Genomic DNA, 14,134 nt, shown 5'->3' with positions numbered 1-14,134 from the left:
TTCCTCAAAGGTCTTTAAATAAATCTGGGGTCTTTTCGGCGGTGGATTGGGGCCGTGGTCGACGGGTAGCAGCTGCAACCTCATCCCCCTCTCGGATCAACGCATGACGGATAGCTGCGCGCCAACCACTTTTTGGACTGTCCCACTCACCTCCATCCTTGTCGATCTGCTGAAACAGCCACCAGAGCTCTTCCGGGCGATGAGACGACCAACGTGTGAATGCGATAGCTGCCTCGTCGGATGTTGCATCCTCGATGGTCCAAGCAAGTACGCAGAGTTCACGCCCTAGGATTCGTTCGATACGGTTTTCGCCGGTGGCGAAACGGGACGACTTTAGGTCTTTCTCTTTCAGGCGTCGATTTAGATGCCCTTTCACCCCCTCCGACACCTGCCTCCAAGCATCTCGGGGGATCGCAACTCTACACAGCTTTTGTGCCGAGGTTCCCAAGGCTGCCGCACCGAAGTCTTCCCATACCTCGACCGGATCAGTGCGGCCTGTTGGGATCTTTACGAGAAACTGATGTGGAAGCGGGTCATTCGGCACTCCAAATCCGTGCGTGATTGCTTTTTCAGACATCACGTTCCTTCCTGCTCAACATCCTCAACTGAGATATCGATGCCGACTTGGGTCGCGAAATCCTTCATTGTATGCCCATCGGGAAAGTCAGCCTCTCGGAACCGGAGTTGCACTTCGGCGTCGGCCTGTCCGAGTGCTGCTCGCAAGCCCTCGATTATCGTCTCAATTTCTTGGCCGTTCAGAGCAACATCTCCGCCGCTGCGAACTCGGAGGCTTTTCTCTCCTTCACCGACCGTAACGCTGACCCCGTGGAACACGATGGTTTCTCGTCCCTTAGATGCACGAACAACCCGGAGCACTTCGCCCTTTGTTGCAAACTGAAAGTCCCGCTTCGCTTTTGCAGGACGGTCATTGTCTATCGTTTTCTTCGCACCGACAGCATCAAAAGTGAAGCGACGTTCGGCCGAGACCCCCCCTTTGACAGCATAGACGTAGAGGGTTGTTTTCTGGGTCCCATCGATCTCAATCGGAGTACCATCATAGACGGCTCCATCCTTTGGGTTGATCCCAGTTATGTTCCAGCGCAATTCAGCTTCCGGCTTAGCTTCAAGGGCTACCTGCCACATCCCCGCGTTGTCTCGTCTGTCGTGCGTAATGTTGATTGAACCTGTCCAACGATATGGCTCGGAAGAATCCCCTGAATCCAAATTGCGTATTTGGAACCACAGTTCCACTTCAGTTGTACGATACGTCCTATCTATAATTAGATCGCCAGAGCTTAGCCCCTCTTTCGCTGTAGCGACGAGCACCTCAGGAGTTTTGCCAGCATTTGAAACCGCTATTTCAAGTTCACTTTCCCCGATCGCATCATCACCACCGATGCGTGTTACTCTGATCGTGGGATGAGGCGGCGGTGGATTCTTGTCGACATATCCGTTTTCTTCAACCCAACGGCCTTCTGCTAAGGCCGCCGCTTTAATCTCTTCCATACCCTTAGGGGGAAGCCAGATCCATCGAGCATTTGACGCAGCCCGCTCCAGCACATCTGACCATCGCGTTCGAGAAGTAGCGTCAGGAAATAGCTGATCCTCACAGCGTTGAATCAAACCATCCATCCGGTCGGGGTCCAATTCCACGAGCTTTTTTGCTCCTCCCCCGGAGAGAGCAGCCTCCACCGCTTTTTCCCCTTGGATAACGCCCTTTTCCTGGTAGTGGCTCAGATCGATACGTGCGCTCTTCAGGTCCTTGGTCTGCGGATACCAAACTGCGTTGAAGAGGCTCTTTATGGTAGAATTAAACCCGATCTCGGTGGTTTCCTGCTCCGCTTCGATCTCCCGTTGGTGACGAGGCGTGTCGGCCACAATCGACTTCACGGCGGCAATGGCAAGAAGTCGACGAACGCTGTCTTCCGCACTAGCCATCTTCGATCCATCGCCTGCAACGACGCAGAAAGCATTTTTATAGACAACATCATTGAAGAAGCGAGCAGCCGCCGCTGGCGGGGATTTCGCATCAGGGGAGAGAACTAGACAGGTCCGCTTTGAAGGGGTCAAGTTCACTTCGTCAACTCTGGGCAGAACTACCAAATCCGCGTAAGCGAGTTTAGTTACAGGCCTGAAGATGTCAGTCAGGCGACGGCGCATTTCTTCGTCGACACGGTCCTGCGGAACCTTTCCAACCTTATCTTCAATCTGCTTTCGGACGTTGGCGATGTCTGAGAAATACCACCTGTTTCCATCCCTATTGTGTAAATACCAGCATCGGTCACGCAGTTGATCAAAAGCTTCGATGAAGCGCGTCGCTTCTTTTCCAGGGGCGACCAAGTACTCGACCAACGTGTCGCGTGGCAAGCCGCGAATGCCGTCTGTGTTGTCCGACAATGAAGTTATAAACAGAAGGGTCGCGACCTGGGAAGCGGCCCTATCGTTTCGATCCCCATCGATCCCCTGCGCGTGCGCTGATCCGTCTGTGTCGTAGATATCGCTCGCGAGAGCGGACTCAAGTGACCGCTCAATCTCCTTGACTTGGTCTCGTGTTTCCTGGTCCGCAAAGTCTAGATACTGAGCCCCAACCAGAAACACCTCTTCTTCCTTGTTCGCCCAAACCCCGCGTAAAAGGTTCGCAGTGAATTGGATCAGACCTCTGGTTTGACGGAACTTCTCATTCTCTTTGAAAAGAGACAGGATGTCCTTGTAACTCGGGTGAAACGGGTAAGAACCAACTATTTCATCTGCCATCTGTTCTGCAGATTTGGCGAGGGCGCGGCCCCGAATGGCTTCTTGGTACGTGGCAAGGTAAGCTTGCGATACCCGCTCAACTTCATCCCCACCTGAATCCGGTAGCTTGGTGAACAAGCGTTTTCTTAGGATATCGTAAATTTCCCCAGTGTTTAAGTCGACTGGCGTGATCGACTTTGCCCCGCGACTGGTTTCCTTTTGAAGGTCAGCAAGTTGCCCCCCAAGAATCCTGCGCGCTTCGTCGTAGGCCGCGTCAAGAGATGCAACCACCACAACACAGCGCTTAAGCTTCATGGCCGCAGAAAAAAGGTTCGCAAGGGAATATTTAAGTAGATCCAGCAAGGTGCCTTGTCCTACAGACTTCGTGTGAGCCATCGCAAGATACGTAGGTAACTCATCAAGCATGATGAGAGTAGGACGATCGCCGATCAGCCGCATCCAATCACCTTCGGTCATCTCCCTTGGCCCATTAATCCAGTGATCCCTAAACGTATCAGCCTGACCGAGCTGTTCAGCGATATCCCCCCAAATGAAATTTTGTACATCCCGACCGTTAACCGTGGCGATGACAGCTGGCTCGTCATCCATGCCAGAAGTAATCGTGTCCGGGAGCAAATCTTTCAACTCAGGGAAGCGAGCCAAAAGGCCCAATGCGATCATGTTGTGAGTCTTACCTCCGCCCATGGCCTGTCTGAGCTCGAAAATAGCTTGCTGACTTTGGCCGCTAAGGCGCTTCAGAGCGCCACGAAGAAATTCCGACATGCCGCTAGTTACGTGGTTTCGCGCGTAGAATGCCTTAGCAGAAGCGAGGTCCGCCCCTGTAATCGAGGACAGGTGCTCCACTTGTTCAGACCTACTCATTGAGAAAGCGTCTGGGCTGAGCTCACAAATCGACGTCACCAGGGGAATGTTATAACCAGAACTCATCAATTTCTCTTTTCTGTATCTTTAAGTAATTTAAATCCGCGCCTAAACCCATCAACCTGCGTGATACCTCGCTCCGCGCACCAAACCTTGAACTCTCGCCTCTGGCGTTCAGTTATCTTAAAATTCAGACTCACGAGTTCTTCGAGAGGATCGTTCGTTTCAGGATCAGCCATGGGCACCTCAATCTTCAATATGCACTATCAATAAAGATACCTTTCTTTATTTCAAGTCATACCGTTAGTGAATTGACGGTCAGTGTCCTCTCCCAGGCCCAAACCAGACATTAGACAGGATGGAAGGTTACGTCGGCCTAATTTGCGGTTGGAATTTGATAGAAATTCGGGAGAGGGGACTAGCGAAAGGCGCATTTTTGATCCAATTTACTGTAATGAGTATTGGCACATTGGCGCTAAATTGACCGGTCACAATCATTACCCTGGGTGCAATTGCGGCTGGTGCCTTGGCGGCGGCAACCAAAACGGCGGAGGCGTCCCCGCCGCGCCAGTTACAAAGCCACTTCGGCCGGTTTATTCTGAGTATGAAAAGCACCAAGCGACGCAGACACTGAAAGGCTACGGCGCAACAAGTTACTCTCGCTGCTTCGTTAACCCGAATGCATCTTGCCCCGTCTGCGGTCAGCCCGTCTATTTCTATGCCAATCAACACGGCAGCCGCGTCTTCTTTGATGAACTCGGAAAGCCCTGGGCGAAGCACCCTTGCACGGACAACGGGGGCGCTGCCTCTGGCTCTGCGCGTCTTCGCCCCTCCAGCCGAAAACTGGCCGACATCAAAAAGATTCTCGGTGCCGAACAAAAGATCGACCAGCGAATACTACCTGTAGGCCGGAAAGCCAGAAGAAACTCTTGGAATCTTGCAGTGGTGGTTGAAGTCCAATTCGCCGACTTCGGCATGGAAGTTCAGGTTGAAGACCTTTCAACCGAAAATCATCAGAAATATCGTTTTTTCATTTACTGTGATCAACCGCTTCTAGCTGAAGGCGACCTCGTCAGTCGGCGTAGAGAGACGTTCTCATTTCTGCACCCATCGTCACTTGAAGAAATCGAAGTTGTCAACGGTGATCGGCTAGTCGACTTCGAAGCGCTGGAGAAGGATATAGACCCTAGCATTGTTCCCCTTGTGGTTTCAGAGCTCATGCCATCCGAGAGGAGGCATTTTGGGTCAGGAAGCGGCGGAACTGCCAAGATTTTGGGAACACTGCGCTCTGTCCTAAAAGATTTCGCCAAGAAGAGGATCGTGGGGGCCAAACTTGTTTCTCACTATTTGAATGAAACAGGCCGTGTGACCGCTGATGGTTCGCCTTGGACTCCTCGCCTTGCCTTTTTCCTGATTGCCCTGTCCGGCGTCTCTCAAGAAAAACCGGATAGGCAGAAGAAAAGAAACACAGGCGGCAAACTGCAAAAGGCTCGGAGGCCTCAACCACATGCACGCGCCAAGAAGCACCCACGTTCATCCGGACCCCTGTCAGGCAATTCGGTTTCGCAACCAGCCAACAAAACTCACAAGCGACGCTCCGAGCCCGCGCCTCGGCTCTCCACCGATGTAGATGAGTGGGCACGTATGCTCTCAAGGCTCGGGCGGGTTTCCAGAATGGACGACGAGGGCTTATGATAACGCAGAACTACGATTGATCGCTGCTATCGTTCGTCCCGTTTCGAAGGTCGAGTAATGTTAAAATGACGATTTCAGTCTTGTTGGCTTTGGTCCGTTCTCAGGTGACAGCGGTGCACAAAAAGCCACATTTGCTTTATGACCTTGCGTTCTCTCAAGTGGCAAACGCTCAGCGTCCGCTTCGCTGCACATATCTTCCATTGGTACAATCTGCAGCATCCGTTACCTTTGGCTTTTAAGACATTCGCTGCGGTAAGCACGAACATCTGTTAACCTAAACGATGCTTACATTGTCATTTCGCCCCCTTCCGCAAACGACCCCCATTTGTCAAAATGGGCTTTTTTTGAGCCGTTCGCTGCGGTCTGCATGAACGACGGTTACGCCGGATTTTCTTTTGGATCAGTTGATGACGTAAAGGTCAAAGTCATCTGACGTCCAACATTTCACCTCGATGTGCAACCACAAAGACTTGATTCAGCACCCCAACTTCGACTAAACAATATTATAACAAGATCACACGGTTATAATATCTAACAATCGAAGGAGTGACGCATGACAAACATTCTCCACTCAAGCGTACTGGCGATGGCAACAGCAATGGTCGGCATCATAGCGGCACCAGAGCGCGCACAAGCACAGACATACCAAATTGACTGCGCTATTCTGCTTTGCTTGTCAGGTGGTTGGCCTGCATCGGTGCCATGCGCCCGCGCCCGCGCAGAGTTCATCCGCAGGATCACACCTTGGCCTGTTGAGCCACCATTGCAAATTTGGCGTTGCCCGATGGGCGCAGCCTACACGGTCGATCCTGACACTCAAACAGCGGATCGCATCTATGAAATTCTCTTGGACATGAACGATGCACCGGCCCAGTCGTATCCAAGTGTCCCACTCACGGATACTTCGCTTATGGCGCAACCCGCCGTTGTCCGACGCAGCGGCGGGTCTGCCAACCCGCTTCCAGATGGCTTTGCCATGCAGCTCGTCCAAGATGGCGGTGCAGACATCGACATAAGCGGTGCAGAGTTCAATTTCGTTCGTTCGATCCGCGTTTACAACGTCACATACGCCAGACAGCATGAGAGCGGCCGAGATGGTGACTGCAACCACTCATTTTCGATGCGCGTTGGGACATATGGGACGCAAGGCGATTTCAGTTGGGCGGGATCAAGCGATTACCGCTCGCTGCCTGCGGCTCATACGGGTCTTGAGAACTATCCAAGTAACTGCCCGTCGATCTTTCATCGGTCGGTTTTCGTGGATTGGCGCGACTATGAGGGCAATTACGGGTTTGAGCAGGTCAACTACTAGGCGTGGTATGACGCCTAGTGCACGATACTATAATTGCGACAGGCACCCAGACGTTGTATGCCTGTCGTCATAAATAATAAGAATCAACAGGTAGAGGAGCAGTTCCCGCCGTACAACGAGAAACCCCCGCAGAGGGGTTAACCTGTACGGGGGGTTTTAGAACCAAGGGATTGGCGTCCCGAACGGCTACTCAATTTTTCAAGTCCGGTTCTAACACCCCACCAACATAGCAATCAAGCAAAAAACGCATCTGTGCGTCCGCTACATCTGCATCTTGGCCTAACCCTCTCATCAACCACAAGAGTTAGCCCAAGGCGCAGCATACAGTAGGTACTATGGCCGAAAGCCCAATACCCTGTATTCTGACAGCGCCTGAAACAAGAGAATCGAAAGGAGAAACCAGCCCTAAAAAGTAGAAACCCCCGCAAGGCGGAAACCTAACGGGGGGGGGTTCTGAAACCAAAGAACGCCAATTCTTTAGTAGATCACAAAAGCTGTTGATCTTGGTTTTATCACCCTCTCTCCAAGCTGGCAACAAAAAACGCATTTGTGCGAACGATGGAAATTTGCCCGCAGCCGTCTTGCTTAAAATCGAGCAAGGATAGAAAAATGAACAACATTTCCGCTCTAAGAGCGCACGACGATCTAGACACCCAAGGGTATCCGACCCTGCCCGAAGGCATGGAACGGGACGGCTTCATACGGCTGTTCGAGAACACCGCACCGACATTGTTCAATCTGACGGACGCAGAAATTTCCACTTTCGTTCGCATGGCGGAAGATCCCCGGCCTAGTGACTGGAAGAAGCCCGACCGTGAACCATGCTGTTGGCGTCGTCAGGGCGAGGTGGCAGCTCGTCGCAGCAAATCCCGCTATACAATCAACCGGCACGAAAAGCGGCTTGTGGCATTGGGTCTTATTGAGAAACGCACGATGGCGCACGGCGGAAGGTCCGGTTTTGCTGGCTGTGGCATCTTTTTCTCAAATGCCATTGCCTTGGTCCCTGCCATGTTGGGCCACAAGCATCAGCAAGAGGCTCTACAGGTAGAGCGCAACCTGCTGTGCAACACACGAAGCATTCACAAGGGCCATTTGAAGGCTGCGTTGAACGATCTTGCTGACATGCAGATCACCAATCAGAAGGTCGAAGACTACATATCAGAGTATGAGGACTGGCCTGACGCTCGTTTGCTTCGTCGCATGGATATGGACGAACTTCGCCAGCATGTTCTTGAGGCGGATAACTTGACCCAGAATGTGTTGATGATCTTGCAAGAGTCAGAGAATATGCAACACCAGAGCGGCACAGATGCTACCCCCTATATACAAGATACAACCCAAGAACTTAACTATGTCTGTAACGCAAGCGTTACCCAAAAGTGTGTGGACAAGTCCACACACGCTAAGGATTTAAGTTCCGAGCCTGCCGGCTCGAAAGATTGCAGAGAAAATAAGAATGAAGGGTCAGGGGAGTACCGCAAGGGCGAAATTCGCCTAAAGCTATCAGGACCGATCCTTTATGGCCTCTGCTCACCTGAAATGAAGTTCTACATCGATGCTCACGCTCAAGGGCGGCCACCGACCGAGCATGACGTATCATGTGCAGCGATTCAGATGTTGCGAGAATTGGGTATCAACCAATCAGCTTGGAACGATGCTTGCGATCTCATGGGGAAAGACGATGCGATCCTCGCCCTAATCATCACAGACGCAAACCGATACCATCCACAACTCCCCGTCAAATGCCCTGGTGGATACCTACGCGGCATGAACAATGCAGCTCGCGACGGTACACTGAATATCATCGCTAGTTTGAAAGGTTTGGATGCGCGTTTGCGGGAAGAATAGGACAGAATGTGCCAACCCTCCCAGCACTAACTATCGGCTGCGATCCCAGCTCTTGTAGACCACGAAGTCCTGGCCTGACGGCCACGACAATTTCATCTTAGACACCAACCTAATGCAACAGGCCGCTTTATGAATCTGATCAACCACGGCAGACATGATTTCCTTTTTTCGCAACCGGAACCACTCAGTTCCGCGCCGATCTCCGTGGCCAAAAAGCCGTTGCCGGTGTCTTCGCAAAACAAGTTATTCAGTGAAGTATGCGTTTGGCACCGACTAGGTGTAAAACACGTTCAATCTCCCGCCAACCTTGCCTTTCAGCTCAGACCGTCGATCCTTTCTCCGCCGCTTGGTGAATTCGGAACCAGACTCAAGGTTGAACAGCACCAGTATCAATACGAATTTCGTTTGCTTCCTCCATAAACATAAAAGGACCAAAACCTTGCGGTTCCGGCCCTTTCGGTAAATCCAACCGGAGTTTTTTTCACCTTCCACGAACCGTCGCATCCCTGCTAGGCCCGCAATAACGAACAATATTACAATATTGTTTTTAACACAATAATATTATGCCTCGGTCTTTGGCTTTGGTGGACTAGAATAGACGCTCTTTTCATCATTCATCTTCCCTCAAAAATCCTCGGGGGAGCGCCATCGGCGCGGGGGCAAACAGCCCCATCTTGTTCTTAGTTTTTCTGGAAAGCGGTGGGACACATTCGACGCATTGCCTGAATGCCAGCAGCCATAACCTGCGTGTCGATACGTTCGACCCCTTCGATGGTCACAGCAAAGCGCGACAGTGGTTCATGTTCTTCAGGGGTGGTGCTTTAAAGGTTGTCAAAAATTTGAGCTTATCGACGGAGAGTTGTAGCAGCGTTTCTTGGGTGCTCAGGTTTGTTTTTGCAAGATTTAGCATGGCGGCAACAGCTAGATCGCAGTCATTTTCTGCTTCTGTCTGCGCAATGGCGCCAGTGGTTGAAGATCCAATGGCAGCGAAAAAATTAAGAATTTGATCCGATTTCTTACCCTCATTTTTTCACTAAGTTCGAACGTTTGGTTTGATTTGTGGGTGTAGTGATGTTGGGCCCCTGACCCGGCCTTTGGCCGTGTCACCGCGCACTAATTCAGCCGGCACGCGGCTTCACCAGAACGTCACGTCCCGATACGAGCTGATCCAATAGTCAGTCGCCCGTCTCTCCGAGCCGTACCCCCTCCTTTGGTCATGCTCGCCCTGGGCCGCGCCGATCTGCCCTGCGGGTAACGATTGCATGGTGCATCCCTTGGGGTTCGGGCAAGCCGAACGCCGCTTCGGGCAGAAAGAATGGGGCCTGTTCCTGCCCCTTTTTACACAGAAAATAGACAAGGCCGAGTTGTCGGCTACGCCTTCTGCCCGCACCTACCTTGTTGATTTTCCGTTCCAAATTCCCCGACCCTGTTCGGCCACATGGCAGGTTTTAGAGACGACGCCCTTTTAGGGCTTTGCTCAAAACCAGCACCATTAAGAGGCACAAAGTCTCAGACGGTGGCACCACAAAGGAACCGATAAAATGGCTTTTGAACAGCTTTCAATTCCAGAAGAAGACTACACCGCAGCCGAGCGAGCAAAGACGATTGCGGAACATAATGACCGTTTTCGCAATACTTGGGGGGCGGATTTTACAATATCTGGCCAGATCGTCATGACGCAGGCCGTTGCAGCACTTAGCCCCGCTTGGATGGCGCAGATGATGCAGGCGATCCAGCACTTTGACGACTTCACCGAAGATAATGACCCATACGGCGATCACAGCTTTGGGGCAGTGGAAATCACCATCGCCAGTGACACAAAAACCATCTGGTTCAAGATCGACCTTTACGATTTGAACCTCGAATATGGTGCAGAAGACCCGACAGACTTGGACCAAACCAAGCGGGTTATGACCATCCTTTTCCCCTCTGACTACTGAAAATCAGGAGCGCCCGTGCAGGGCGTTCCCCTCAATTCATCACCACATCAAGGATAGAAAAATGACCGATCAAACAACAGTCCCGCAGATCACAGAAACCGTGGCCTTTGCTGATCTATACGTTTCCCCGTTTAACCCCCGCACAGTGGTTTCAGATGATGAAATCGCATCCCTTTCCGAGAACATCAAAATTGCTGGCTTAATCCACAACCTTGCAGGGTTCCGTCACGATGGGACCGAGGGGGTTGGCGTTGTTGCTGGTGGGCGGCGTTACCGCGCCCTTGCGCTGTTGCAGGACGATCCACGCTTTCAGAACGTGCAGGTGCAGCTTGCAGCCGACGAAGACACCGCGAAATTATGGGCGACCAGTGAAAACGCGCAGCGCCAAGACTTGCACCCCGCCGATGAAATTCGTGATTATGGCACCTTGTCAAAAACAGGCATGAACGCATGTCAGATTGCAGTGGCCTACGGTGTGACGGAGAAAAAAGTGTATCGCCGCTTGGCTCTTGCTGGCCTTGACGACGCAGTGCTGGACGCATTGAAAGCCACCGAAATCAGCCTGTCCCAAGCTAAGGCGTTCACTATCAGCAATGATGCAAAGCTGACCCTTGAAGTGCTGGAGGTCGTTAAATCCCGTGGCACCAAAGGCTGGGGGGCTATGTCCGATCACCAGATCAAGGAAGCGTTGAAACCTGACCATGTGAAAGGCACTGACCGTCGCGCCGTTTTCGTGGGTGTTGAGGAATATAAAGCCGCAGGGGGTCGCATCGGTGGCGACCTGTTCGAAAATGAAACGCTCTTTGATGATCCGACCATTTTGCAGGATTGTTTTGAAGCGAAACTAGCGGATACGGCGGCGCAGCTTGCAGAACACAACGGTTGGAAATGGGGCGAAGCGTTGATGGACGATGGCGTCTATTATGACACCATTGAGCGGATGAAGCTGGCGCGGCTCTACAAGGTCGAAGGCGTTTTGACCGAGGAAGAAAATGACCGCTTCAACGAATTGAGCGAATTGGTTGAGGGTGACGCTTGCGATGATGCTGGCATCGCTGAATATGCGGAGTTGAAGGCGAAGATCAAAGGCGCGTTCACAGACGAGCAAATGACCCATGCAGGCATGATCATGTATGTGGACTTCAACGGACGGGTTGAATTGATCGAAGGACTTGTGCGCGTTGAGGATCAAGCCGCCGCTATTGAGGCGGGTGTGTTGAAAAAATCCGCCCACAAAGAGACAGCGAAGAAGTCGCCGATTTCTGCCAAGTTGCAAGAAGACCTTACCCGTGTGGTTGTAGGCGCACGTCAAAACGCCCTACTGGACGACCCGACGCTTGCCCTTGATCTACTGGCCTACCAATTGACGCAATCGCAGGGATACCGCCGCATTCATGCCTATGACGTGTCCCTGCCCTACCTGTCTAATGTGCCAGAGACGGAGACAGGATATGCCCAAGACAAACGATTGACCCTGCCCGATCCGATTGAGAGCAAAGGCAACGAGGCCGAGGACTTCGCAGCGTTCCGCAAACGTGGGCATAAGAAGTGCATGGATATGTTGGTGCGGAAAATTATCGGCCAGCTATCAATTTCCGACGCTGATCTTGCAGACATGATCGACCAGAAGACCAAGAAGGTCACACGGGATCACTTCACACCAACAGCAGAGAACTTTTTCATGCGGGTTGGTGGTCCCTACATGATCGAGTTGTGGAACGACCTGTTGAACCTGTCCGAGAACCACGACGCAGCCAAATCGTTCGCGACTTTGAAAAAAGGCGAGAAGGCTGCAAAGTTAGAAAAGCTGTTCGGCGACGAGGCAACACGTAAGGCCCTTGGCGTCACGGAGACGCAAGAGTCTCGCATCGCAGCTTGGTTGCCCGAAGGTATGGTTTGATGTGTTGGGCGGGGCGCACAAGCGCCCTGCCCTCCCCGTCACTTTCATTGATTAGAGTAGAAAACCATTTTAGCGCCTGTGAGACAATATTGTAATATTGTTAAGGGGGCGCTACACAGTTGAACCCGCCGATTTTTCCGCATGAGGATATGACAATGCAAACCAAGAGGCATTTTCTAAAGACCGTCAGCATGGCGACGATGTTGCTAGCAGCCCCAGAAATTTGCACGGCGCAGGATACCCCTTGGTCTGACATTGGCTTTGATCGTCTCCTGGTCGCGAACACAGACGGAGACAGTTTGGCCGTCAGGTTCAGAAATGGTCAGCGATACGATGCAAGTAATCTTCAACGTCTGAATTGGCTGTGGCGTGATTGGCGCGATGCAGATGCGCAGAGTCCAATAGACCCTCTGTTGTTTGTTGACTTGGCTCTGATCCAGACGCGCATGTCACTGGATTTTGGTCAGCCCAAGGCGATCTTGATTAACTCTGGTTTTCGCACGGCGAGACGGAATGCAACCATCCCGAACGCTGCCCGAAATTCTCAACACGTTGCAGGCAGGGCATGTGATTTCAATATTGTAGGTGTCAGCCCACCGTTGGTTGTTGGCTACGCTGAATCTTACGGAATACACGGCTTGGGCCGGTACGCGGATTTTACACATATCGACGTTGGCCCATCAGGGCGGCGTTGGACAGGATGAGAGGAAGGACAATGACTGAGAAATCTAAAGTGTTGCTGTTGAGCGGAGGTGTGATCCTTTGCGCCGCAATGATTGTCGTGGTGACTTATTCTATTGCGGTGAAGCAGCACCGCGACCAATTCTTTGAACCCGTGATGACACTCGCCAAAGAGCTTTGCATTGAGAGCGGCGGCGTCATCGTGATTGTTCCAATGTCCGAAGATGGCCCAGCCCAATGCCTCACGACCGCCCAAGCCGATGATCTGGGACTTGATGTGGCAGCTTTGATTAGTGGCGGCGACGAATGAAAGATTTTGGGCCGCGAGGCCCGCGAGTTTCCTTGTGGTGAGGATTCAACTGGTCCCGCTTCGGCGGGGCCTCTTTTTATACGGCAATGCCGTATTTTCCACTTGACCCAATTACGGCATTGCCGTATGTTGTGGTATGCACACTGTAATCTGGACAGCCACTTTTCTAACTCAAGCCAAACGCCACGGACTGTCCGAGGCGGACATGGATGCAATTGTGAATACTTTGGCCGATAATCCGGTTGCTGGTGATCTTATGGCCCGAACTGGCGGGGCGCGTAAACTACGCCATGCTGGTCGTGGTGGTGGCAAGAGTGGTGGGTATCGGACGATACATTATTTTGGCGGTGATGATGTGCCTATATTCCTGCTTGCCGTGTACGGGAAGGGAGCGAAAGCAAACCTTACCGACGCCGAGAAGAATGAACTGGCGAAGATACTGCCCTCGCTTGCGGACGCATACCGAGCGAACGTGAAGAAAGTAACGGCCCAACTGGGCCAGAGCAAGAAGTGGAAAAACAAATGAATTTTGGAGAAGAACTGATCCAAAGCGCAAACGAAGCGCTGGCAATTGCTAAAGGCGAAGTTGAACCCGCTGGCGTGTTCGTGCCGGAAACTGTTGATGTGGCTGCGATCCGCAAACGTCTAAAGCTATCACAGGTCGCATTCGCCGAACGCTTTTGTTTGCCTGTCGGCACCGTCAGAGATTGGGAGCAAGAACGGCGCTCACCAGATCGTGCAGCGGTTGTCCTTCTTTCGATTATTGACCGTAATCCCGAAGGAGTTGCCAAAACCCTTGCGGCTGGATGAGGTTTGGGAAGGCCGCTAAATGC

At 52.1% G+C, this 14,134-nt stretch carries 12 protein-coding genes; 10 read left to right on the top strand and 2 right to left on the bottom strand.

The window, feature by feature from the left end:
* Window positions 1-4: 4 nt before the first annotated feature.
* Window positions 5-577 carry an anti-phage-associated DUF3780 domain-containing protein gene (locus BCF46_RS18885; RefSeq protein ID WP_121028199.1) on the bottom strand — a complete coding sequence of 191 codons (573 nt, stop codon included), beginning with the start codon at window positions 575-577 and terminating at the stop codon, window positions 5-7.
* Window positions 577-3,681, bottom strand: a complete 3,105-nt coding sequence (locus tag BCF46_RS18880; protein ID WP_121028197.1) for an anti-phage-associated DUF499 domain-containing protein — start codon at window positions 3,679-3,681, stop codon at window positions 577-579. The genes BCF46_RS18885 and BCF46_RS18880 overlap by 1 nt, the downstream gene beginning before the upstream one ends.
* A 321-nt stretch (window positions 3,682-4,002) precedes the next feature.
* Between BCF46_RS18880 and BCF46_RS19645 the strand changes: the two genes are divergently transcribed.
* The 10 genes from BCF46_RS19645 (at window position 4,003) to nadS (ending at window position 14,111) form a co-directional block, all read left to right on the top strand.
* On the top strand, window positions 4,003-5,310 hold the full coding sequence (locus BCF46_RS19645; protein WP_170157990.1) for a hypothetical protein: 1,308 nt from the start codon (window positions 4,003-4,005) through the stop codon (window positions 5,308-5,310).
* Window positions 5,311-5,896: 586 nt separating this feature from the next.
* Complete coding sequence (locus BCF46_RS18865; protein WP_425454436.1) at window positions 5,897-6,622, top strand: hypothetical protein; 726 nt, start codon at window positions 5,897-5,899, stop codon at window positions 6,620-6,622.
* A gap of 609 nt (window positions 6,623-7,231) precedes the next feature.
* Window positions 7,232-8,470 carry a replication initiation protein RepC gene (repC, locus tag BCF46_RS18860; RefSeq protein ID WP_170157989.1) on the top strand — a complete coding sequence of 413 codons (1,239 nt, stop codon included), beginning with the start codon at window positions 7,232-7,234 and terminating at the stop codon, window positions 8,468-8,470.
* A gap of 1,262 nt (window positions 8,471-9,732) precedes the next feature.
* Entirely contained in the window at window positions 9,733-9,939 is a 207-nt protein-coding gene (locus BCF46_RS18850; RefSeq protein ID WP_121028185.1) for a hypothetical protein, read from the top strand.
* 72 nt (window positions 9,940-10,011) lie between these two features.
* Entirely contained in the window at window positions 10,012-10,410 is a 399-nt protein-coding gene (locus BCF46_RS18845) for a DUF3768 domain-containing protein (protein WP_121028182.1), read from the top strand.
* Between the two features lie 61 nt (window positions 10,411-10,471).
* A complete protein-coding gene (locus tag BCF46_RS18840) occupies window positions 10,472-12,310 on the top strand; it encodes a ParB/RepB/Spo0J family partition protein (RefSeq protein WP_121028180.1) in 1,839 nt (612 codons plus the stop codon).
* A gap of 149 nt (window positions 12,311-12,459) precedes the next feature.
* A complete protein-coding gene (locus BCF46_RS18835; RefSeq protein WP_121028179.1) occupies window positions 12,460-13,014 on the top strand; it encodes a YcbK family protein in 555 nt (184 codons plus the stop codon).
* A gap of 11 nt (window positions 13,015-13,025) precedes the next feature.
* Window positions 13,026-13,301, top strand: a complete 276-nt coding sequence (locus BCF46_RS18830) for a hypothetical protein (protein ID WP_121028177.1) — start codon at window positions 13,026-13,028, stop codon at window positions 13,299-13,301.
* A gap of 136 nt (window positions 13,302-13,437) precedes the next feature.
* A complete protein-coding gene (locus BCF46_RS18825) occupies window positions 13,438-13,827 on the top strand; it encodes a type II toxin-antitoxin system RelE/ParE family toxin (protein ID WP_121028175.1) in 390 nt (129 codons plus the stop codon).
* Window positions 13,824-14,111, top strand: coding sequence for a NadS family protein (gene nadS, locus BCF46_RS18820; RefSeq protein ID WP_121028173.1), 288 nt, complete (start codon window positions 13,824-13,826; stop codon window positions 14,109-14,111). Before BCF46_RS18825 ends, nadS begins: the two co-directional genes overlap by 4 nt.
* The last annotated feature ends 23 nt before the right edge of the window (window positions 14,112-14,134 follow it).

Origin of the sequence: Litoreibacter meonggei, from assembly GCF_003663885.1 — a bacterium.
Classification (GTDB): Bacteria; Pseudomonadota; Alphaproteobacteria; order Rhodobacterales; family Rhodobacteraceae; genus Litoreibacter; species Litoreibacter meonggei.
This window is presented reverse-complemented; position numbering and strand designations above follow the sequence as displayed.

What these genes read in the sequence shown, in the direction of transcription:
- BCF46_RS18885 (WP_121028199.1), bottom strand. Translation starts at nt 577, where the DNA reads ATGTCTGAAAAAGCAATCACGCACGGATTTGGAGTGCCGAATGACCCG.
- BCF46_RS18880 (WP_121028197.1), bottom strand. Translation starts at nt 3,681, where the DNA reads ATGAGTTCTGGTTATAACATTCCCCTGGTGACGTCGATTTGTGAGCTC.
- BCF46_RS18865 (WP_425454436.1), top strand. Translation starts at nt 5,897, where the DNA reads ATGGCAACAGCAATGGTCGGCATCATAGCGGCACCAGAGCGCGCACAA.
- repC (WP_170157989.1), top strand. Translation starts at nt 7,232, where the DNA reads ATGAACAACATTTCCGCTCTAAGAGCGCACGACGATCTAGACACCCAA.
- BCF46_RS18850 (WP_121028185.1), top strand. Translation starts at nt 9,733, where the DNA reads ATGGTGCATCCCTTGGGGTTCGGGCAAGCCGAACGCCGCTTCGGGCAG.
- BCF46_RS18845 (WP_121028182.1), top strand. Translation starts at nt 10,012, where the DNA reads ATGGCTTTTGAACAGCTTTCAATTCCAGAAGAAGACTACACCGCAGCC.
- BCF46_RS18840 (WP_121028180.1), top strand. Translation starts at nt 10,472, where the DNA reads ATGACCGATCAAACAACAGTCCCGCAGATCACAGAAACCGTGGCCTTT.
- BCF46_RS18835 (WP_121028179.1), top strand. Translation starts at nt 12,460, where the DNA reads ATGACAATGCAAACCAAGAGGCATTTTCTAAAGACCGTCAGCATGGCG.
- BCF46_RS18830 (WP_121028177.1), top strand. Translation starts at nt 13,026, where the DNA reads ATGACTGAGAAATCTAAAGTGTTGCTGTTGAGCGGAGGTGTGATCCTT.
- BCF46_RS18825 (WP_121028175.1), top strand. Translation starts at nt 13,438, where the DNA reads ATGCACACTGTAATCTGGACAGCCACTTTTCTAACTCAAGCCAAACGC.
- nadS (WP_121028173.1), top strand. Translation starts at nt 13,824, where the DNA reads ATGAATTTTGGAGAAGAACTGATCCAAAGCGCAAACGAAGCGCTGGCA.